Here is a 23,136-nt window from a genome sequence, read left to right on the forward strand (position 1 = left end):
GAGGAGATTAAATTGATTTGTTTTTTAAGATGCGCCGCGCGGCAATATTCACACCAATGGATGAAAAACCTACCACGCTCACGCTACTTAGCGGCATGAGGATCGCGGCGACGAGCGGCGTAAGATGCCCTGTCACCGCAAAACTCAACGCCACGGCGTTATACATAAACGATATGATAAAACCGGCCTTCAGGATTCGGGTAGAAACTTTTGATAACTGCATGAACCGGTCGAGTGACTGTATCTGGCTGCCGTGCAAAATGCCATCACACGCAGGCGTAAAGATGCCGGTATCGTCCGTCACCGCGAGGCCCACGTCGGCTTGCTTCAGCGCACCGGAATCGTTCAGGCCGTCGCCCACCATCAATACCTTTTTACCTTGCTGCTGCAGATTTCGTATATAGTCTAACTTGTCGTGTGGGGTTTGGTTGAAGTGCAGCTGCACGTGTTCGCCAAAAAGCGTTTGCATTTTATCCCGGTCGCCATCGGTATCACCCGACAGCAACGCCACGCAGCGACGGTCCAGGCGTCCAAGCATACCTTTCAGGTCTTTGCGCACCGAAGCTTGTACTGTCATGAGTCCGCGAAGCTCGCCGTTGATGGCTACGAACACCTGGCCCGACGGCGTCGGAATGAGACTGCGATTGTCCGTGGTAAATGATGCCGATCCGATGCGTATTACGTTGCCGGCAATAACGCCTTCGATACCTTTACCGGGTATCTCTTTAAACCCGGTCACGATATCGTTCGTATGCTGGCGAATAGTCGCCGAAATGGATTTGCTAAGGGGGTGTGTCGAGTAGCTGGTCAGTAGTTTAATCCAGGCATACTCTTCACCCGTCAGGCTTCCCGTGTGCGATACATCCGGCTTATCGCCCAGTGTAATCGTGCCGGTCTTGTCAAAGACAACAGCATCGACTGCCGCCAGGCGTTCGATCACGTCGGCGTTCTTGAGGTATAACGCATGGCGCCCCATCACACGCAACATGCTGCCATACGTAAACGGCGCCGCCAGTGCCAATGCACACGGGCACGCCACCATTAACACCGAGGTAATGACCAGCCACATATTGGCCGGTGCGGTATAATACCAATAGAAGGCCGTCAGTACGGCGATACCCAGCACAATCCACGTAAAACGCCGGGCTGCACGATCAATAATTTTCTGATAGTTGCGCTCGTCCGTTTTACGGAAAGCGTCGTTGTTCCAAAGGCTGGTGAGATGGCTTTGTGACGTGGGCTTTTCCACCAGAAATGTCGCCGGCGGCCCGATGACGCGTCCTCCTGCATACACCACGTCGTGCTGCCGCGCTTGCACGGGGCGCGCTTCGCCGGTCACAAAGCTATAGTCGATGTGTGCGGTCTCGTCCAGCAACAGACTGTCGGCAGGAATAATCTCCAGGTTGCGAATACGAATCGTGTCGCCTGGCGCCAGCTCGTAGATCACCACCGGTTTCCACTGTCCGGCTACCTGCTTTTGCACAGCCAGGGGGAAGTATGAAGTAAAGTCACGATCAAAGGCCAGGCTCTCATACGTCTTGCTCTGGAACCACCGGCCGATCAGGAGAAAGAAAACCAGTCCGGTAAAAGAGTCGAGGTAGCCCGGACCGGTGGCGGTAACAATGTCGTAGGTGCTGCGCAGAAACAATGCCAGCAGGCCCGCCGCGATTGGTACGTCAATGTTGACCTGTCGCTGTTGAAAGCTTTTCAATGATGCCTGAAAATATCCGGCTGCACTGTAGAAGAATACTGGTATGGAAAGTGCCAGGTTGAGCCAGGAGAAGACGCGCATCAGGCTGGCGTCGCTGGCATCGAGACCCAGGTATTCCGGAAAGCTGAAGAGCATAACATTACCAAAGCAAAAGCCGGCGAGTGCTAGTTTTAATACGGCCTGCTTGTTGGTGCCTGGCTTTTCACGCGTGGTATCCTCCAGGTTAACAGACGGCGCGTAGCCGATGTTGGCAAGCCATTGGCCGATACGACTGAGCGCGACCTTTTGTGGGTTGAAGTCGACCGATACAGTCTTACGTGCAAAGTTTACTTCCGAGCGCAGAATGCCGGCATCTACCTTTTGCAGATTTTCCAGCAGCCAGATGCAAGACACACAGTGAATGGCGGGAATATAGAATTGAACGCTGGCAAAATCGGGAGAGTCGAACTTCAGTAACTTCTTCCGGACGCTTTTCTCGTCGAGGTAAGCATACACATCATCGCCGACAACGTCGTGTTGATTGCCCGGCGTTTTGTCGAGACTATAATATTCGCACAGGTCGTGGGTATTGAGAATTTCAAAAACGGTCTGGCATCCATAACAGCAAAAAGTCTTTTCTTCCAGGTGTAGCACCTCCTTTTCGCAGGCCTGTCCGCAGTGATAGCAGGTCGTAACAATCTGTTTTTCCGTAGCAACCATAACCGGTGTGCTTTTTTGCACTGTCAAAAGTACCGGGCCCATCCTGTAAGCCCGGTGATGATACTCAACTGTGCGCCTGATCTTTATCAGGTTTTGGCCCGAAAGCCGTCAACCCCGGGATTTTTCCGTCCATCAACCAGGAAGTGTACCGGTTGACTCGCGTATAGCTAAGAAATGGAGGCATGTTTTTTTAGATAATATCTAATGGTTTTATAATGGGCAGATTATGACAACAGCATGGCCTGCCTGCCGGTAGGTGGGCGGTTTTATACAACATTCTGGCGTTAAACGCTAAAAATGAGTGTTTGGTCTCCTATCCGCCTGCAGGCAGATAGGGCAGAACTTTCGAGGTCCAGTTTTCGTTTTATCCCTAACAACAGTTATCTTTGTGGTTATAGGCCACCAGAATGGCCCAATCCCCCATCTTACTGTATACCTTCTTCAAACAGAAACGCTATTTTTTTCCTAGTCACTTTATCGCATGAATGATAATGTAATAACCGATACCCTATCGGATCTGAATCGCAAATTTTCGTTGCAAGAGTATAAGAACCTGAAGCCCGCCCTTCGTGTGGTGTTCAAGAACGATCTGAAGAAAGCGATGGAACGTCTCAAGAAAGGCTTTACCATCAAAATGCTCGAGGACGATTACCTTTTTGCACTGACCGCTACGCGTGCTAGCTTTAGCATGATGCAGATGATCAACGAATACCGCGAGGTATCGCACCGCCTCGGCCACAGCTGGAACAGCGCCCAGGAGAATGCAGAAAACTCGCGCAGCAAACGCGAGATTCGCGACAGAGTGCTGGAAGGATTGTTCCAGTCACGCGGCCTCTTATTCAACCGGGTAGACGATCGCACGATTGCCGTCGATCCCGAGATCTTAAGCCAATTCACGACGTAGCCACCCCGCGATTTTTCGTGCGCTACTTCTTTCACATCGGATATCACGGTCAAGCCTACAGCGGGTGGCAAAAGCTGCCCGGTATCATTAGCATACAAGAAGTACTCGAGACTACGCTGAGCCGGGTGTTAAAAGCACCCATTGCCATCAATGGCTGCGGCCGCACCGACGCCCAGGTACATGCCAGCCAGTTCTTTTTCCATGCAGACCTGACCGTACCCGAAGACGTCGACCTCTTATTCCGCCTTAACAAGGGACTGCCATCCGACATTGCCATCTTTGATATACTTCCTGTAGAGGGCACTCCGCATGCACGCCTCGATGCGGTACAACGGTCGTATGATTACTTTATTCATACCTATAAAGACCCGTTCCTGCATTCCGGCAGCGCGCTATACCTCGGAAAGATGCTTGACCTGTCGTTGATGAAACGCGCCGCGGCTTTGCTTACGCAATACAACGACTACCGCGCCTTTTGCGTCAGCCCCGATAAATATCGCACCACGATCTGTACCGTATCACGAGCCCAGTTATTTACCAATGAAGCCGGTGATCGCGTCCGGTTTCATATCTCCGCCAACCGCTTCCTGGGCAAGATGATCCGCATTATCATGCACCGGTTGCTGCAGGTGGGCGATGGCAGCATGAGCTTGCACGAGTTTGAACAATACCTGATCAATCGGGTGCCTCCCAAGACCATCCGGCCTGCGTATCCCCAGGGATTATACCTGTCACGAGTGGTGTACCCTTTTCTGGATTTACCCCGCCGAACAGAATTTTCCACCGTTTTCGGCCCTTCTGAATCGTATTGGCGCGAGGTTTTGCTGTAAAAACAGATGCACGCGCGTTGCATTTGTTGGGATTGTGTTACCTTTGAAAGGTGAAGCGGCGACACATCCATACAACAAACTCTGCACGACGGGCCAACAGCCTGCTCGCGTTACTGTTGTTGTTTCTCTATGTCGCCGGTAATATTCAACCCGAGGCGCTGCACCATCTCTCGCACAGTGACGAGGCCGAAGCACAACACACTGCGATCACGGAAAAAGATCCGTGCCACCGCACATTGTATCACGCCGCAGTAGGCGATGGTTGCGATCACGCTGCACACTACACGACTCAAAAGAAGTGTGCTGCCTGTCATCTGGTATTTCATGCTGCACACCTGGTGCCTGCACCGGATGATGCAGCCACTGCATACAACGTTGTACCCCATACTGTCGCCAATGCCACGGTACCATGCGCAGGCGATATCGATTTCTCATCTTCCCGGGCACCGCCGGTAGCCTAAAGCTCCTTTATCTTTTTAGCGCTTGGTGTCGGGAATATACTTCCCGCGCCGGGTATATTCTTTTCCAACAGTTTACAGACTATGACAAACAAAGTCGTAATGCTTTTCGTGGCATTACACCTGTGTGTGTCCGTGGTAGCACAGCCCTGTCGTGGTGTGCTGACGGGCCAGGTGCTCGATGAGACCGGTGCACTCATCGCGGGAGCTTCGCTTTCGCTGAAAGAGGTGTCGGGTGGACAATTGTCGGATGGCACAGGCCACTACCGGTTTAAAAGCCTTTGCAACGGCCGGTATACACTCGTAGCCCAGTTTATAGGCTACCAACCATTTGAGCAAACGATCACCCTAACCGACTCGGCCGCGCTCGTGGTACACCTGGTGCCCGATCTGCAACGCCTGGAGGAAGTGGTTATCGAAGAGCGGCCGCTGAATACGGAGCACGCCCACAACGTGGTGGTTCTCAACGAGCGCGACCTGGAAAAGACAGCCGGCAAGACACTGGGCGAGTCCTTGAAAGAGTTGCCGGGCGTGAGTACTATACAAACGGGTCCAGGTATTTTCAAGCCGGTTATTCATGGTGTGCATAGTCAGCGTGTTCTGATCCTGAACTACGGCATTCGCCAGGAAGGACAACAATGGGGCGCCGACCATGCGCCCGAGATCGATCCATTTATCGCCTCGAACATTGTTGTCATTAAAGACGCTTCGGCGATTAAGTATGGCTCGGATGCGCTGGGTGGTGTGATCGTCGTCAATCCGCCGGAGCTTCCGACGAAGGCAGGGCTGGGTGGCTCGATGAACACGGTACTGCAAAGCAACGGTCGCTCCGGCACCGTGTCGGGCACGCTCGAAGGCGGCATCACGGGGCATGACGGCTGGGGCTGGCGCGTGCAAGGTACCGCCAAGCGCGCGGGCGACTATCACACACCCGATTATGGTCTTACCAATACGGGGGTGAAAGAGCTGAACTTCTCTGCTGCTACAGGCTACCATCGTGATACCTATGGCATCGAAGCGTTCTTCAGCCGCTTTCAGACCGAGATCGGTATTTTGAAAGGAACATCCGTGGGCAACGTGGATGACCTGGGGGCAGCCATGGAGCGTCAGCCGCCGCAATACACAAGATCGTTTCGCTATGACATTGGCGAGCCGCGGCAGGAAGTGATGCACAACCTGTTTAAGCTCAACGGGCACCTGAACACATCGCGTGGTATACTGCGCATGCAGTACGGCTTTCAGAACAATGGGCGTACCGAGTATGATATACGTTTTGGTGGCTTGTCGTCTACACCGATACTGGATCTGATATTGAATACCCATACGCTTGAAACCGAGTGGGAGGTGACCACCGGCCGCTCGTCTACGGTATGTGTCGGGGTCACCGGTATGATGCAGAACAACAATAATCAACCCGGCACGAAGCGTATACCGTTAATACCGGATTTCACCACTTTGTCAGGCGGAACGTTTGCCATCATCAAGTTCCAGGGCGAGCATTGGGACGCCGACTTCGGTGGACGTTACGATTATCGTCACTACGATGTGGCAGGGTATAACTCGAAGAATATCCTCTACAAGGCGAATATTCATTTTCACAATCCCAGCTTTACCGCGGGTGCCACGGTGCGATTGCCACGAAAACAATCGCTGCATCTGAACGTCAGCACTGCCTGGCGTCCGCCGCATGTAGCCGAGCTCTACAGCACCGGCAAGAATCTGGGGACAGGCGCCTATGAATTGGGCTTATTGCTGGATACGGCAAGTAACGTGGTGGACATTCGCCGGTCAGATTTCAACGTGGAGCAGGCGTTCAAAGGCATCGTCACGTATCGCCGCGACTGGCAGGATTTTTTTGTAGAGGTGACACCCTATGTAAATTATATTGCTAACTATATCTACCTGCGTCCGGAAGGTGTCCTTCGGCAGGTCGCAGGACCCGCAGCCTATTTTCGGTATACGCAAACCGACGCATTGTTTACCGGAGTCGACATCACCGGCCAATGGCAGCTGGCCAAGGCGTGGAAGATTACACCCCGCGCATCGTTGCTGCGCGTGACAGACGAGCGTCAGCACGACTACCTGGTATTTATACCCTCCAACCGGTTTGACCTGGGTGTGCGGTATGAAAAACTGACGGTGTCACGCTGGAAGGACTTCTTTATAGAGTCGCAGGTGCGCTATGTGCTGAAACAGTACAATGCGCCGCGCGCGATAAGCCCGCGTCAGTTACTGGACGCAAAGGCGCAAGGAGAAAACCCTGTAAGTGATGGCAGGAACTTTGACTTCCAGGTCGCGCCGGTAAGTTACGCGCTGCTGAACGTCTCGACGGGCATCTCACTACCCGCTGAAAAGCTCCGGTATGACTTCAGGCTTGGTGTCGACAATGTACTGAATACCTCGTATCGCGAGTATACCAATCGGCTGCGCTACTTCGCCGACGAGATCGGTCGCAACTTTATCTTTTCTATGAAATGTATCTTTTAATGTAATACTTACTATGAAACAAACTTCCATTTTTCGATCACACGCGGTACGCTCACTCTTTTACTTCGCGCTTCCTCTGGCGGGCGCCATAACCTTCGTTGGCTGTAGCGACGATGACGATCCGGTAAAAGAAGACGTGCCCGAGCTGATCACCACCGTAGAGCTCACGTTCACACCCGTTGGCGGCGGAACCGCCGTAAAGGCTACCGCCACGGATCCCGACGGCGAAGGTACCGATGAGCTGAAAGCGGACGGCCCGATAGCGTTGAAGACAGGCACCGTCTATACGTTGGATCTAAAGTTGTATAACGGTTTGCTACCCGAGACGGACGAAGAATATGATGTCACGAAGGAAGTAGAAGACGAGAGCGACGAGCACATGTTTTTCTTCTCGTGGACGGCTGACCTGTTTGCCAATCCGACCGGCGACGGCAACATCGATAACCGCGACAACCCGGTAGTATATGCTGACCTGGACGAAAACGGATTACCGGTGGGTTTGACCACCACGTGGGCAACCAAAGAAGGATCATCTTCCAATGGCGCCTTCCGCGTAGTCCTGAAACATCAACCCGACCTGAAATCCGCTACGTCAGGATACAACACCGGTGAGACGGATGTGGACGTGTCGTTTGTCATTAATGTAGCAGAATAATACACTGGCACAACCGGACGGAGGCAACGTTGCCATGGCCTCCGTCCGTGTTGGCCGGTTATTTCTTATTGCCAATGAACCTGGCTGCTTGTTGCATGTTGAGAATGTTGGAGGTTAACCCAAAGCTCAATACGTAAATGTTGTTGATGAAATAAACGTTGTAATAGTCCTGTCCGCGATAATAACGCACAAAGAAAGCAATCTCATCGAACCAGGGCGGATAGTATTGATAATGGATATCGACGATCAGACGCTTGCTCGCTTCCACCGGGCTTGCGCCGTCCATGCGGCCGGCGATCCAGCCGAGCTGTAGCTCGAAGCTGGAGTGTTGCAGCCAGTTGTTCAACCACGTCTTTTTCGCTTCACGCCAGGGGCCTCCAAATCCGACCGCACCAAAAAAACGATAGTTGCCGTATATGTGTCGAATTTCCTCCGGCGACCACGATGGCGGATGTATTTCCGTACCGGCCTTGAGTAGCCGGTAGGCCACCATGCTTTTCATCACCTTCTTTACTTTATACGAGGAGATATTTGCCATGAAATAGTTGGTGGCGAAGTTTCCGTTTTCAAAGTCGATAGTGTTGGTAGTATCCCCGATGTAAAAACTACCAGCCTTGCCGTTGCTGTGGTGCCCCAATGACACAGACCACAACGCGTTTTCGTAAAACAATCTTTTGAGGAATGCACTGCGGTTCCAGAAATCAATCGAGTGAAAGAAGGTGAGGTGTGCTTTATACGAAGGCGTGCTGATGGGAAAGGACGCTTTGCTCTGCATGCGTATCTGCACTTGTGGATTTAATAAGATGGCCCAGGTCGTCTTCTTTTGAGAAAAAAAATAGCTCGGCGACAGTTTGGTCTCCATGATTAAAGGCTCGAGGTTGCTCACGCCGTCCGTAATGGTCATGTAACTCTGCTCGCGGTTGGCGTTGATCAGGAAATGGAACTTCTGGCGGTCAAGACTATCAGCTGCCAGTTGCGCAGGCGTCGGTTTTTCATCCTGTCCGAATAGCGTTGTGCAGCAGACGCACCAAAAAAACAGAAACACGAATAGCCGGTAAGAGCGCATACTTTTTTAACGAAGAATATAGGAACCATGGGCGTGGCTTCGTGAAGGGATAAAAACCTGTGCCCATCGCGCAATGTAAACTTAATTCAGTAGGTATGCGTTCTAAAAACATGTCTAAACTATATATTCTGGGAGTTGTCGTACTCCTCATAGCGTGTAATAGTTTCCACAGTTTGCAGTCAGGCTTTGTCAGAAAAAGCCCCTATGAGCAATACCGGAAGTCACTGGAAGATGCAAACTTGCTCGCGACGCCCATGGCCACCGCATGGGTAGACGCGGGCCGACGCTCTTTGTATGATTCCATTCAGATTAACCTGCCTTTCTCCGAAGCCGGCGTATTCCAGGCCGCAGAGCCCCAGGCGCGTTCGTACACCTTTGCCGTGAAAGATGGCCAGGTATTGAAAGTAACGGGCATGCTGAAGGCCCAGGCAAATGCTCGCATTTTCCTGGACTTGTTCGTTTGGAAGGATACTACCTGGACACAGGTCACCCATGCGGATTCCGCCCTGACGCTGTCATATGAATTTGATCGCGATGCGCAATGCCTGTTGCGTTTGCAGCCCGAGCTGTTGGTAAATGCCTATTATTCTGTCACGATTTCACTCACGCCGGTACTCGTCAATCCGGTAATGGGTGCCTCGAACCGCTCCATTGGAAGTTTCTATGGCGACACCCGCGATGGCGGCAAACGCAAGCATGAAGGTGTCGATATCTTTGCGCCCAAAGGCACGCCCATTGTAGCACCCGCCGCCGGCGTCGTGACACGTGTCGGCACGAGCAACCTCGGAGGCAAAGTGGTGTGGATGCAAGACGGTAAGCGCGGCCACTCGTATTACTTCGCACACCTCGACGAGCAACTGGTCAAACCCGGACAGAAGCTCGAGCAAGGTGACACCCTAGGCCTTGTCGGCAATACCGGCAACGCCCGCACCACGCCTGCCCACTTGCACTTCGGCATTTACCAGGCACGCGCGAAAGACCCCATACATTATTTGCTGACACAAGATGCGCTCAAGGGCGATTCACCATTGGATACATTATTCCAGGAGCAGGTGTACCGGGTAACAGCGAAGAAATCAATGCTGCGCACCGGCCCCGGTGTGAAGTACGCACTGAAAGAAATGCTTGGCAAAAATGACTATGTCAAAATCGTGGCGCAGAGCGATGCCTGGTATCGTGTGGTATTGGCAGACGAGCGTCAGGGCTATGTGGAAAAGAAGCTGGTAGGAGAGGCGATCAAAGGAAAAGCACGTAAGCTCGATGCACCCGCCGTACTGTTGTCTCACAACAACGGGCAGAGCGTTCCCCTGGCGTACCTCGACAAAGCCACTGCCGTGGAAATCCTGGCGAGCTATAAAAGCTCGCATTTTGTCCGCACCAAAGGCGGGCAGGTGGGGTGGCTGTTATTATAGAGGGTAGTCTCCGGCCCTGGCATAATTTTCTTATGCCCTACGGCAAATACCCGTCATGAAACGTCTGCTGTTAATTTTCTTTTTACTGCCCGGTAGTTATCTCTATGCACAGAAGGACAGTGCAGTGGTCGTGCGCGATACGATCAATACGAGGCGTGACATGCCGGATGCTCAGTCAGTATACAACAGTGAGCTTCCCAAAGATATTGGTCCGCCAAAAGACAGCGTGCTGGTCACGGGCAAGCAAGTGCCACGACGTGTACGCAAGGCTCTCACCGAAAACGACATCTACGACGGCTGGCAGGAGGGTGAAATATACCTGAACCGAAACACAGGGCTTTATATGCTCTACCTCACCCGCGGGGACCTGATAAACAAGTTTGGGTTAGATGCGGAAGGAAAACAAGTAACGTTTATATCTTTTAAGAAGCCCAATCCCTAACAATAGCGCATGAAGGTATGGGATGTCATGCCGAAGGTAATTGCATTGTTGCTGTCGTGGGTATATGGCCTGCCTGCCTTCTCGCAATACAATGATTCCACACACCACTACGTAAACTATGTATCCACCGGTACGATCAATAAGACGAACGAAGGTTCCTCCTATGTGTTGAATAATGCGTTGCGTTTCAGTATCAGTAAAAAGGAGTACGCGCTTAACACGACCAACAGCTGGGTATACGGAAAATCACTCAGTAATCTCAGTAATAACGATTTCTTTTCAGCCCTGGATGGCAACCTCTACAAAACGTGGGAGCATTTTTACTATTGGGGACTCGCCAGCTATGAGAAAAGTTTCTCGCTCAAGATCAACAACCGCTCGCAGGGAGGTTTTGGCGTGGGGTATAGCGTATTTGATCGCGAAGAGCTTCGGGTGGTGCTCAGTGATGGTATCTTATATGAGCGTAGTGACTTATATGATACACCTGAAGAGGGCACTAATCGTTACGATGTCTTTCGCAATTCGTTCCGTCTGAAATTCCGTATCGTGATCCGGGAAGTGATCATATTGGAGGGGTCTGACTTTTTGCAACATGCGTTGTCTGATCGTAAAGACTACATCATAAAGTCCAACACGAGCCTGTCCATCAAGTTAAAGAAAGGTCTAAGCATTACCAGCGCGATGGTGTATAATAAATTGAGCAAAACTCAGCGCGAAAACCTGCTGGTAACGTACGGACTAACGTATGAACGGTATTTCTGACACATATCTGTGTTGACACGCACCTGGGAAAAGACAATCCTGTTTTGGGAATAGAAAACACTTTCGCTTGCTTTTTCAGGCCAATAACGCCATTCCCAGCGATGGCACGGAATTCGGAAAGATAGGTTTACCAATATCTATCTAACCAACTTTTACCCATGAAACCCGCATTTCTTATTTCCTTCTTCATGATCGTCGTATCGTCCATGCTCTTCGGATTTGTTTATACCACGTGGACAGACTTCGTACAATCAAACCCTGCATTCTTCGCCATCGGCCTGGTTGCCATCATCACCATTGGCATGTGCGGCATGATCATCAGCATGATGACCGGTCCTGCCCTGGAAGCCCAGCAAATCACCGGCGATCGCTAATACAGACTGTTTAGAGTTGATAGTTTATAATAAAGTAAAGAACCGCCCTCCAGGACGGTTTTTTTATTGCTTTTTGTTTTCGCCCCGTTAATCAATACTTTTACCCCAGCATTTGGTTCACCCTGCGCCGCAAGCGCAAGGCGATTAAAAGGGAATGCCGTGAAAACCGGCAACAGTTCCCGCTGCTGTAATCCTGATTTCGCTTACGCGGAATAAAAGCTTTTAGACAAACATATCTCCACTGTCCCGATTAGGGATGGGAAGGAGCGTCAGAAGTCAGGAGAGTCAGAAGACCTGCCCGATGCCATCAGGATGTTGTAGCCTGCGGTGAACGGGTATACGGATCAGTGGAATCGCTGCGACGCGTCTTCTCTGTAATCGTACGTTACAATTTTCTGTTATTGTAATCTATGCGTACGATACCCATGCAACGACAAACACTTTTTCCAACGACTTGCTGACAACCGCCGGGCATTGCCTGTAGCGGGAGCTGTCAGTGCCTGGTTCTGTCATGTCGTGCTGCGTCATGCTTAACCAACAATCCATGTATAAACTTTACATTCGAATTTTCCTGGTATGCTTATGCTGCTACGCCGCCGCGCATCCCGCGGCCGCCCAAACAACAACCACACCACCCGTTGCAGTCTCAAAAGGCAAACAGGTTGTCTTTGTCAACGGCGGCCAGTTCGGAAACCTCAGCGGCAACATCCAGGTCTACGATCCCAAGACCAATACCACCAGCAAGCTCGCCGATCTTGATGCCGCCAACTCGGTACAAGATGTGGAAGCCCTGGGGCGCTACGTGTACATCTCCGCCGATTACTACATCCTCAAATACGACATGGCTACCGGTGCTGAAGTAACACGGCGTTATACCCAGGACACCCAGGAGACCGAAGCAGACGGTCAGGGCAAAGAGGCATATGGTGTAAACCACTCGATGACGTTGTATAAAAACTGGCTGATCGTCACCCGTCAGAACAGCGCAGCGGCGCCCGAAGACGGTTATAACGTTCGCATCTATAACAAACAAGATCTCTCGCTGGTAAAGAAAATACCGGTAAAGACACAAGCTGCCGATGTGGTTATTGTAGGTGACTCTGCTTTTGTAGCATTAAATGGTGGTTTTCAGGGTAACTCCGGGCAGCTGGCGATTATCGACCTGGTAAACCTGGAAAACAAAGAAGAATATGATTTTGGCAATGCAGGCACGGGGATCATGCAGATGTTTGCGCAAGACAATGTCCTGTATATACTGGCCCAAAGCAAACTGTTGAAATATTCTATCAAAGAACACAAACATGAAGCATACGACCTGCCGATCGGACACTCCGACGCCAGCTCATCACCATTCGCGGTCGGCATTATCGACGGCATGTTGTATTCTAAATTGATGGATGAATCGTGGAACAAGGGCTTCGGTCGCGTCAACCTGGAAACGGCTACCATTGACAAACTGGACGTTATTGGCATGAGCACCGATCCTGAGATCGTTGACAATAGCTACTCACTGATGGCATCGGCCTACGACCGCGAAGAAGAACGTTTCTACTTCACCTTTGGACAATGGTGGGGCTGGGGCATCGGCCTCATCTACGACAAAGAAGGTAATAAAGTCGGCAGCTTCGAGGGCGTGCAAGACTCGCCCGAGCGTATGGCCATCAGCTATGGGGTAACCAACAGCTCACCTTACAATGCTGTATTGTTAAAAACGGTTGACGCCCCCCGGGGACTTGGAACGAGCATTACGTTATCGGAATACTTCGGTGACGACGACAACGAGTCGTTGCGCTATACCATGACTACACCCGACAACTCGGCTACTTCCTGGATCACGCTCAAAGACGGTGTGTTGACCGCCTCGCCGGCAGCCAATGCCAGGCTGGATACGGTATTGATTACGATCACCGCCAACGACCAGTACTACGACGATCCTGCCGTGCAAAATGTTGAAGTGATCGTACGCGAGAAAGTCATCACGAGCCTGCCACAAGAACCGTTTGTACAAACGGTTTATCCGAACCCGGTAAAAGATGTATTGAACGTAAAGGTGACAGCCCTGCCGGCGGCCATGTACATCACCGATACGCGGGGCAACCGTGTAGCAGAACATGTTATGACCGAGAAGTCCGACGCAACGGTAGATCTGCGCGCGTTGCCCACGGGCCTGTATGTGCTCACCCTGCGCCAGGGCGCACACGTTGTACGAACGAAGATTGTAAAAGAATAGAAGGCTATGGTGCACCGCATAAAAAGGTGTATGAAAAAAGGGACACTGTGCCTGGCACTCCTGATGACAACGGTTGTATCAGGCGTACAGGCACAGAGCCCTTATATCAGCCGGGTGTTGGAGTATCGTCCGGCACCCGGTCAGTTTATAAATGACGGCGCCTGGGGAACCCCTCACAAAGCGAAGTCGCTTATCGGTAGCCTCAAGGGTGGGATAAGCCTCGGGGGCTATGGTGGTTATATTGTAGTAGGCTTCGACCATCGCATTGAAAATGATCCCAACAACCCCTATGGTATAGATTTTACCGTATTCGGAAACCCCCTGGCCACCGGCACATTTGTTACCTGGTCAGAAGCCGGCATCGTGCGCGTGATGCGCGACGACAACGGCAATGGCAAACCCGATGATACCTGGTACGAGCTGGCGGGCAGTGATCATGTCTTTTCATCATCACAGCATGGTTATACCATCACCTATACAAATCCCGAGCAACCGGTTGCGGCCCGTGTTCCCTGGGCGGATAACTACGGCCAAACAGGTGCCGTGCTGACCAATAAATATCACGCACAACCCTATTATCCTAAACGCGACTCATTTCCCGACATCACCCAACAAGGCATGAGCTTTACCGGTACGCGCATTCGCGCCGCGGTCGATCGCTCCGATCCGTCCTATATTCAATCATATCGCCGCGGCTTTGGGTACGCCGACAACGCGCTGTCGGGCGCTGGCCCGGTGACAGTTCCGGATAATCCCTATACACCCGCAGTAGAAGGCGGGGGAGGGGATGCCTTTGATATCGACTGGGCGATCGATGCCGCCGGAAACTCCGTGCACCTTGAGGGCATCGACTTCATTATGATCTATACCGGCGTCAATGCCGATGCCGGCTGGCTCGGCGAAGTATCGACAGAAATACGCGGCATTGTCGACGTCGCACCAAATGCGGCTATTACGGGCGTACTCGATCAGGTACTAAGCACAGACCTGCCTCCCAAGATGGACGTAGATGATATAACTCCAGTGGAAGCCTATGCCTTCTATAAAGGTATTCCACAAGACGAAGCCGTGGAGATCACCATTACCCCGGCAGCCCTGGCGGAGATAACGGATGGAGTGCTACAGGCGAAAGCCATCGGGTCCATCGCCGTGCGGGCGACACTACGCCGCAATCCTGCGATCTATGATGAGCGTACTGTGAAGATCGTGGCGCCTGACAATATTGAAATGAGCGATGTACCGCGCAATCTCCGTCTGAACAACCGTATTCCATTGTCCGCGCAAGTGCTGGATCAGCATGGAGATGTGTTGGACGGCATACCCCTGACGTGGCGTAGTACAGCACCCGACATACTGAACATCGTCCAGGACGAAGGGTATTGGTATGCAGAGGGCCATGCGATCGGCACGAGCTGGCTAGTGGTCGGGACCGAAAGTAAGCGCCACCTAAAAGACAGCATCCTGGTAACCGTGGCGCCCGAAGCATCCACACGGGAAGTATACCTGACTATAAAAGATGCGCAAGGCAATATTGTTCCGCGCCGGCGTGTCACCGTCAGGGGCTTTAATCTGACCCCGTACGTAGATCGCCCCGGGCAGCGTTATGACATCGACCAGGTAGCGGATATTACCGCCGCCCATGCCATCGCTACCCTGTTTGCCAACGACGCCTTTGTCAGTGACCTTCGCTTCCGCGATGACGGCCCGGGCGACGGCAAACTATACCTGTGGCGTGTGCCGAAAGCCGAAGGCGCGTCTACGACGTATGGCTACGGCTTTGGTGGCACCACCGCCGAAACAATGTCCCGGGCGTGGCTTGTCAAGATAAACCAATACACATACTGTAATAGTCTGCACACGCTGCGCCTGCGTGATGGCGACGAGATCGTGGTGTATCATATTGACAATATCGCACAGCCCTGGGAGATGACACAGATGACCATCGATAAAGACACGATCACGATTCAGGAGTCCGCGACGATACGCGTCGCCTGGTCGCAGCATAGCATCGATGCGCAACGCCAGGTTGCCACGCTCGCTTCGGATGCGGTGCAGGGGAAAACGGTAGTGGTAAATGGACAACCGGCAGTACAAAATGGAGCCGCCGTTAGTACCGATGAGTTGGGCAACGCCACACTGACTTTCCTGAATACCGGTCGTCAGCGCATCAGCGTGAGTAATGCATCGCTTGACCTTTGGGTACGCGGCGATGCGCCCGTGGGCATTCCGGAAGAGTATGCGAAGACCCTATATGTCTGGCCTAATCCAGTCGTTGATCAGATTACCATCACGGGGCTACCTCCGGGGCAACCTGCAACCTGGAGTATACGCGACGTGAGTGGCCGCGTGCTGCAACAAGGAATCATGGAAGGAGAAAATATACCAGTCGGAAACCTGCCGGCCGGTATATACGTGCTGACACTTGCGCAAGGCAACAACGTGCATCACCATAAAGTCGCAAAGCAATGAAGAAACTGACGGGAGCATTGTTGTTGGGGCTATACGCCCCGACTTCTTTGGCGCAGATTGCAGACTCGGTTGTCTTGCAAGAGGTGACGATCCTGGACCGACGGCTGTTCGACAAAGAGAATGCCGGCTCCAAAGAGACGCATGTCGACTCCGTGATTTTGTCCGAGCATCAGAACCATACGCTCTCAGAAGTATTGGCGCAAACCACGCCCATATTTATCAAATCCTACGGACGCGGCTCCATGGCAACCGCCTCATTCCGCGGCACCGCGCCGTCGCATACCCAGGTGCTGTGGAACGGCATGAGCGTCAACTCGCCGATGTTGGGCATGGTCGACTTCTCGCTCATACCCGTGTACTTCATGGACGAGCTCACGCTAAAGCACGGTGTCGCCTCGACGGAAGACATCAGCGGCGCCCTGGGCGGCAGTATCTCCATGAACAACAGGCCTGACTGGAGCAATACGCTTAGCGGCAACGTGGTCATCGGCGGCGGCAGTTTCTCCACAACAGAGGACTTTGCACAGATCAACGTCGGCACGTCCCGCTTCCAATCCAAAACAAGGGCCTACTATACCTATTCAAAAAATGATTTCCCGTTCCTGAATAATGGCGTAGGTGACATTGACCCTGTCACCGGTACCGTACAATACACGCGTCAGCGCAACGAGCACGCGTCTTACCGTATGTACAGCGTCATGCAGGAGCTCTACGGCAAGGTGACTGATCGCGACATCCTCTCACTCAAGGGCTGGGCGCATATTTCCAATCGCAGCTTGCCCCGTCTCAATACGTTCGAAGGCGCTGATAATGCCAATATCAACGAGCTGGAGGATCGCTCGTACCGGTTCATCGCCTCGTGGGATCACCTGTATGCCCAAGGATCTATTACCGCCGGGGCGGGGGGTAACATCCAGCATCTCGACTATTACCTGCGCAACTATGTAAACGGCCAGGGCATGATCCCTGCCGTATACTCCGTCAGTAAAGCCGTCAGCCTGATCAACCACGTGCAGTGGATGCACGACCTCTCTGCCAAATCTTCCTTCCGCGTGCGTGTAAACTTCAATCATCACGACGTTATGTCGGCGGACTCGGTAAAGAAAACCGGCTATGCCAAGGCCCGGGATGAGATCTTATTTTACGCCGGCTATTACCAACAGCTGGGTGATCGCGTAAACGTGCGGTTGTCCGTACGGCAAGATCACGTCGACGACCGCTTCATTCCCATCATCCCCTCCGCGGGCATCGATATCAAGCTGCTACGGGAGCACAAGGTCTACCTCAAGGCAGGTATCACGCGTAACTACCACGTGCCAACGCTCAACGACTTGTATTGGCAGCCGGGCGGCAATCCGTCGCTGCGGCCAGAGCAAGGCCTGCAGGAGGAAGCAACGCTCGCATGGGCACAGGGTATTAGAAAGCTCGTCGTTGAAACACAATTAACGGGTTATTACGCCGACATCACAGACTGGATCTTATGGGTACCAACCTTTCGACAGAACTGGGAGCCGCATAATGTAAAACGCGTTATCTCCCGGGGCCTGGAAGTAGCGGTAAAAGTAAAAGGCAAGATTGGCCCCATAGACGTAACGATAAACAGCAACTATGCCCTGACGCGCTCACTAAACTACGGCGATAAAAGAACCTGGGGCGATGAGTCATACGGTAAACAGTTGGTATACATTCCCGTGCACTCGGGTAACTTGTTTGCCAGCGCCACCTGGAAACACTATACGCTCACCTATCAATACAACTCCTACAGCACACGCTTCACCACTACCAGCAACGATCTTTCCGAGCGCGACTACCTGTATCCTTATTTTATGAGCAATGTCTTTCTTTCCCGTAAGGTGGACTGGAAACGGTTTTCGCTGGAGCCCCAGGTGAAAGTATACAATCTTTTAAACGAGCGATACCGGTCGGTGTTGGGGCGGCCCATGCCGCGGCGTTACTACATGGTGTTACTTATATTCCGCTTCAAATGACCCGCCTCATCCACCCGATCTATACATGGCTCATTCTGCTCGCGTTGCTGGCAGGCTGTATGAACGATGACCTGTGGGTAAAACGACATAGACCCGAGCCCGCGGGTGAAGGGCGGGGGCTGTTCATTACGAACGAAGGCAACTTCATGTACGGCAATGCATCGCTGTCCTATTATAATATAGACACACACGAGATTCAGGAAGACGTGTTCTTCCCTGCCAGCGGCCTGCCCCTGGGGGATGTTGCGCAGTCGATGGTGATCCGCGATAGCCTAGGCTACATTGTGGTAAACAACAGCGGCAAGATCTATGTCATCAACGTCAACACCTTCGCGCCGGTGGGTAAGATCACCGACCTTACCTCGCCGCGCTACATCCATTTCATTAACGACGAGAAGGCGTATGTCACGGATCTTTATGCCAAGGCCATTGCCATCATCAACCCCCGCACGTTTTCTGTTACCGGCCACATTGAGGTAAACAACCACGACCGCAAATTCTACCAACACCCCACCGAGCAGATGGTAGCCTACGGCCAATACGTATTTACCAACTGTTGGTCGTACGACAACCAAATCCTGGTGATCGATACGCATACCGATGCCGTGGTAGACTCCATCGAAGTGTTGTTACAGCCCACCAGTCTCATCCTCGACAAGAACAACAAGATCTGGACCGTGACCGATGGTGGCTATCCCGGCAGTCCCTATGGCTATGAAGCCCCGGGGCTGATCCGCATCGATGCTGTCACGCGCACGGTGGAGCAAGTGTTCCGCTTTGCCCTGGGGGACTCGCCCTCCGAGCTTTGTTTAAACGGCACGCGCGATACACTTTATTTTATCAACCGCCACATCTGGAAGATGCCCGTAGATGACACCCGTTTTCCGACGGAGCCTTTCATCACCAGTACGTATCAGTCGGGTTTTAGCGGTGGTTTTTATGGATTAACGGTAGACCCTGTAACATCAGAAGTCTATGTAGCCGACGCCATCGACTATGTGCAGCCGGGTATTATATACCGCTATACTCCCCGAGCGATACCGGTGGACACCTTCAAGGTGGGTATTATTCCCGGTGCCTTTTGCTTCAAACCGTAGAAAATGTAACTATTCGTGCTACCGTACAATATATTATAGGGTTGGTACATGTATTCGCCATCTTTATTTAATAACTTCCCTCACCTTACCTACTGAACGTTGCCCCGGAGACGTCCTACTGTTATCCCACGACCTGGGGTACGGTGCTCCAGACGCCGACCTTTATCCTTACCGTATCCAACAGGCTTCACACGATTGCGGCAAAATATTGTCCATACGCCGTAGGATTTGTGAACCCAAAAGCGATTCCTTTGCGTTAACAAATTTGTTAAACAAATTCGATAAGGTCGTGAGTGTCCGCGAGCAACAACAAACCGAGGCCCTGATAAAAGAGAAAGCACGCGTGCTTTTCTTTCAGAAAGGGTTCCTCAATGCGACCACCCAGGAGATCGCAGACGAAGCCGGTGTGAACCGCGCACTGATACACTATTACTTTCGGTCACGCGAGCAATTGCTCGACACATTGTTAGAGGAAGTGGTGACGGAGAAGCGCGAGCGGGTGCGCGCCATCTTTTCCAGCGACAGGCCGTTCCGGCATAAGATTGCACTGTACATAGAGAAGGTGATCGACGTCGGCATGGCCTATCCCTACCTGGAGAACTTCATCATCTCTGAAACGGCCCGGGATCCCGAGAAGACCAAGATCTTCTGCAGCAAAGACAAGCAGCGCTCCGCGGTCCTGATTCGCCAGCAGTTACAGGAAGAGATTGACGCCGGCCGCATGCAGCCCATTCCGACCGAGCACTTTATGGTTAACCTGGTATCGATGTGTAACTACCCGCTATTGGCTAAAAACGTATTGCAAAGTGTCCACGGCATGAGCGATACAACGTATCGTAAATTCCTCCAGGAACGGAAACGTATGATTTACTGCACCATATTCAACGAGGAGATGCCCGAGGGCATTTCCTGATGAAGCGCACACACTCACCTACTTATATACTTACTTCTGAAGAACTATTTAATTTTTATGCGACTATCCAAAAGAGAAAAAAGACCACTAACCTTGATACTGTTATTGGTACTGCTCGCGCCCGGTATACTCTTCGCTCAGGAGCAACCGCAACAGCAAGCAGTCTCCGACAGCCTTCTGCAGGAAGCTACCCTGGAGAAGATTGTGCAGTATGCTCTGGATCATCAACCGATGGTGAAACAGGCTCAGGCCGATCAGGAAATTGTAGAAGCCACCATCGACGGCAAACTGGCCGACTGGTTTCCGCAAATCAACTTTGTCTATAATTATCAGCACAATGTCGACCTGCCCGTAAACGTTATTGGCGGCAATGAGATCCGGCTGGGTGTAGACAACACATCTTCGCTACAGCTCACCGCCACGCAAACCCTGTTCAACCGCGACGTACTCCTGGCCAGCCGCACCGCGAACAAAGTGCGCATCCAGGCCGAGCAGCAGCTTGGCGCCACCAAGATCGACGTAGTGGTAAATGTATCGAAGGCCTTTTACGACGTACTGGCTACTACGCAACAGATCAAGATCGGACAGGAAGACATCATTCGTCTGGAGCGTAGCCTCAAAGATGCGCAAGCGCAATACAATGCGGGTGTGGTCGATAAGACCGACTACAAACGCGCGCAGATTCAGTTGACAAACGGCAAGGCTACACTCAAAGCCAACCAGGAAGCACTGAAATACAAGCTCGACTACCTGCGTACCCTCATGGGTTACCCGCCGCATGGTACCCTGAACATCCAATACGACACCCTGGCCATGGAAGGCGAGATTACGTTGGATACGGTACAGGCGTTGAGCTACAGCCAGCACATCGATTACAAACTGTTGTTCACCCAGCGCGAGCTGCAGAAGGCCAACCTGAAATACGCCTGGTGGGCATTCTTCCCGACGCTTAATGCGTTCGGTGCGTATATCGCAAACTATCAGAATAACGACTTCAACGAGCTGTACTCGCAACGCTTTCCGAACTCATACTTCGGCGCCACGCTGACACTCCCGATCTTCCAGGGCGGTAAACGCAATGCCCGCATCCGCGAGCAACGCTGGACACTCAAGAAGCTCGACTGGAACATGGTGAACCTGGAAAATAACCTGACGACCGAATACTCACGTGCGCTGGCCTCTTATAAGAGCAGCTTGTCCACGTACCTGGCGCTGAAAGAAAACGTGGTGCTGGCCGAAGAAGTATACAGCGTCATCCAGTTGCAGTACCGCAGCGGTATCCGCCCGTACCTGGACGTGACGATTGCTGAAACCGATCTGCGTAGCGTGCGCATCAACTACTTCAACGCCTTGTACCAGGTGCTGGCCGCCAAAATCGACGTACAACGTGCGCTGGGACAAATCAATTACTAATTAAAATTCTCAAACATCTATATGTCAGTGAACACAATACAGAACTATTCAGTACTCGGCCTGCTACTGCTGGCAGTGGCATGCGGTAAAAAAGATCAACCGGGTGCGATGCAAGGTCCGCCGCCGGCGGGTGTCGTACTGCACGAGGTGAAAGCTTCCGATGCTGTTTATTATGATGAATACCCCGCTACTATACGCGCCCTGAACGAAGTGGAGCTGCGCGCACAGGTAAGCGGATATATCACCGCCATCCATTTCACAGAAGGCGAAGTAGTAAAGAAAGGACAAAAACTGTACTCGATCGACCAGCAACAATACCAGGCCAACTACCAACAAGCACAAGCCAACCTGGCAGTACAGGAAGCAAACCTGATCAAAGCCCAGCGTGACGTAGAACGCTACCGCGAGCTGGCCAAAAGCGATGCGATCGCCAAACAACAAGTAGACTATGCAGAAGCTGCTTATTCCGCTGCCCTGAAACAGGTAGACGCCGCCAAGGCAAGTGTACAAGGTGTGCAAACCAACGTGCGCTACTCCACCATCACGGCGCCGTTTGAAGGTACTATCGGGATCTCGCAAGTACGCTTAGGCGCCGCAGTATCCGCCGGCCAAACCTTGCTGAACACTATTTCATCAGACAATCCGATTGCGGCCGATATTACGGTAGACCAAAAAGAGATTCTCCGGTTTACACAGCTGCAGGCCAAGGGCCAGAGCCCGAAGGACTCCACCTTCCGTCTTGCCTTCGGCGGTGAAGTATATAACAAGCCCGGCAAGATCAGCGTGATCGACCGCGCGGTAGATCAAAACACGGGTTCCATCCGCATGCGCCTCACATTCCCCAACGACGGTAACGTATTGCGGGCGGGCATGAGTGGCACGCTGCAAGTATTGTCGACATCCAACACCGCCGCGGTACTGGTGCCATACAAAGCTGTCACCGAACAATTGGGTGAGTTCTTTGTATACGTAACAATACCTGAAAACAAAGTGACGCAGCGAAAAGTAGTGTTGGGTCAGCAGATTGGAAACAACGTGATTGTGAAGAGCGGCCTGCAAGCCGGCGAAACGATCGTGGTGGAAGGCGTGCAGAACCTGCGCGAAGGTGCCTCCTATGCAGTAGTACAGCCTGGCGCGGCGCCGGGTGCTCCTGCGGCAGGCGCCCCTGCAGCGGGCGCGGCGAAGCCCGATGCCAAGGCAGAAAAGAAATAACCGAGACGGATTGA

At 52.3% G+C, this 23,136-nt stretch carries 18 protein-coding genes and 1 riboswitch; of the genes, 16 read left to right on the forward strand and 2 right to left on the reverse strand.

Features of this window, described 5'->3' with window-relative positions:
* Positions 1-7: 7 nt before the first annotated feature.
* The gene (locus tag K7P01_RS31320) at positions 8-2,410 is read right to left on the reverse strand and encodes a heavy metal translocating P-type ATPase (protein WP_267298543.1); all 2,403 of its coding nucleotides are present in this window, start codon (positions 2,408-2,410) and stop codon (positions 8-10) included.
* Positions 2,411-2,891: 481 nt separating this feature from the next.
* Between K7P01_RS31320 and K7P01_RS31325 the strand changes: the two genes are divergently transcribed.
* From K7P01_RS31325 to K7P01_RS31345, 5 genes are all read left to right on the forward strand, one after another.
* The gene (locus tag K7P01_RS31325; RefSeq protein WP_267298544.1) at positions 2,892-3,314 is read left to right on the forward strand and encodes a hypothetical protein; all 423 of its coding nucleotides are present in this window, start codon (positions 2,892-2,894) and stop codon (positions 3,312-3,314) included.
* A gap of 17 nt (positions 3,315-3,331) precedes the next feature.
* Entirely contained in the window at positions 3,332-4,144 is an 813-nt protein-coding gene (locus K7P01_RS31330) for a tRNA pseudouridine synthase A (RefSeq protein WP_267298545.1), read from the forward strand.
* A 50-nt stretch (positions 4,145-4,194) separates the two neighbouring features.
* Positions 4,195-4,605 carry a hypothetical protein gene (locus tag K7P01_RS31335; protein WP_267298546.1) on the forward strand — a complete coding sequence of 137 codons (411 nt, stop codon included), beginning with the start codon at positions 4,195-4,197 and terminating at the stop codon, positions 4,603-4,605.
* Positions 4,606-4,686: 81 nt separating this feature from the next.
* Positions 4,687-7,089 carry a TonB-dependent receptor gene (locus K7P01_RS31340; protein ID WP_267298547.1) on the forward strand — a complete coding sequence of 801 codons (2,403 nt, stop codon included), beginning with the start codon at positions 4,687-4,689 and terminating at the stop codon, positions 7,087-7,089.
* A 13-nt stretch (positions 7,090-7,102) separates the two neighbouring features.
* Positions 7,103-7,744: an SRPBCC family protein gene (locus K7P01_RS31345; protein ID WP_267298548.1), complete on the forward strand. Its 642-nt coding sequence runs from the start codon at positions 7,103-7,105 to the stop codon at positions 7,742-7,744.
* 58 nt (positions 7,745-7,802) lie between these two features.
* Here the strand turns inward: K7P01_RS31345 and K7P01_RS31350 are convergent, their stop codons facing one another.
* Positions 7,803-8,789, reverse strand: coding sequence for a hypothetical protein (locus K7P01_RS31350; protein ID WP_267298549.1), 987 nt, complete (start codon positions 8,787-8,789; stop codon positions 7,803-7,805).
* A gap of 131 nt (positions 8,790-8,920) precedes the next feature.
* Between K7P01_RS31350 and K7P01_RS31355 the strand changes: the two genes are divergently transcribed.
* From K7P01_RS31355 to K7P01_RS31405, 11 genes are all read left to right on the forward strand, one after another.
* A complete protein-coding gene (locus K7P01_RS31355; RefSeq protein ID WP_267298550.1) occupies positions 8,921-10,222 on the forward strand; it encodes a peptidoglycan DD-metalloendopeptidase family protein in 1,302 nt (433 codons plus the stop codon).
* Positions 10,223-10,277: 55 nt separating this feature from the next.
* The gene (locus tag K7P01_RS31360; RefSeq protein ID WP_267298551.1) at positions 10,278-10,664 is read left to right on the forward strand and encodes a hypothetical protein; all 387 of its coding nucleotides are present in this window, start codon (positions 10,278-10,280) and stop codon (positions 10,662-10,664) included.
* A 9-nt stretch (positions 10,665-10,673) separates the two neighbouring features.
* The gene (locus K7P01_RS31365) at positions 10,674-11,426 is read left to right on the forward strand and encodes a DUF481 domain-containing protein (protein ID WP_267298552.1); all 753 of its coding nucleotides are present in this window, start codon (positions 10,674-10,676) and stop codon (positions 11,424-11,426) included.
* Positions 11,427-11,584: 158 nt separating this feature from the next.
* Positions 11,585-11,800, forward strand: a complete 216-nt coding sequence (locus tag K7P01_RS31370; RefSeq protein ID WP_267298553.1) for a hypothetical protein — start codon at positions 11,585-11,587, stop codon at positions 11,798-11,800.
* 96 nt (positions 11,801-11,896) lie between these two features.
* Positions 11,897-12,116: riboswitch (cobalamin riboswitch) on the forward strand.
* 228 nt (positions 12,117-12,344) lie between these two features.
* Positions 12,345-14,030 carry a T9SS type A sorting domain-containing protein gene (locus K7P01_RS31375; protein WP_267298554.1) on the forward strand — a complete coding sequence of 562 codons (1,686 nt, stop codon included), beginning with the start codon at positions 12,345-12,347 and terminating at the stop codon, positions 14,028-14,030.
* Between the two features lie 30 nt (positions 14,031-14,060).
* Positions 14,061-16,499, forward strand: coding sequence for a T9SS type A sorting domain-containing protein (locus K7P01_RS31380; RefSeq protein WP_267298555.1), 2,439 nt, complete (start codon positions 14,061-14,063; stop codon positions 16,497-16,499).
* Complete coding sequence (locus K7P01_RS31385; protein WP_267298556.1) at positions 16,496-18,487, forward strand: TonB-dependent receptor plug domain-containing protein; 1,992 nt, start codon at positions 16,496-16,498, stop codon at positions 18,485-18,487. Before K7P01_RS31380 ends, K7P01_RS31385 begins: the two co-directional genes overlap by 4 nt.
* On the forward strand, positions 18,484-19,584 hold the full coding sequence (locus K7P01_RS31390) for a YncE family protein (protein ID WP_267298557.1): 1,101 nt from the start codon (positions 18,484-18,486) through the stop codon (positions 19,582-19,584). Before K7P01_RS31385 ends, K7P01_RS31390 begins: the two co-directional genes overlap by 4 nt.
* 265 nt (positions 19,585-19,849) lie before the next feature.
* Positions 19,850-20,497 (forward strand): TetR/AcrR family transcriptional regulator, encoded by a 648-nt coding sequence (locus K7P01_RS31395; RefSeq protein ID WP_267298558.1) that lies wholly within the window; start codon positions 19,850-19,852, stop codon positions 20,495-20,497.
* Positions 20,498-20,590: 93 nt separating this feature from the next.
* Positions 20,591-21,910: a TolC family protein gene (locus K7P01_RS31400; RefSeq protein ID WP_267298559.1), complete on the forward strand. Its 1,320-nt coding sequence runs from the start codon at positions 20,591-20,593 to the stop codon at positions 21,908-21,910.
* Positions 21,911-21,931: 21 nt separating this feature from the next.
* On the forward strand, positions 21,932-23,122 hold the full coding sequence (locus tag K7P01_RS31405) for an efflux RND transporter periplasmic adaptor subunit (protein WP_267298560.1): 1,191 nt from the start codon (positions 21,932-21,934) through the stop codon (positions 23,120-23,122).
* Positions 23,123-23,136 lie beyond the last annotated feature (14 nt).

Source organism: Parachryseolinea silvisoli (assembly GCF_021190955.1).
Lineage (GTDB): Bacteria > Bacteroidota > Bacteroidia > Cytophagales > Cyclobacteriaceae > Ohtaekwangia > Ohtaekwangia silvisoli.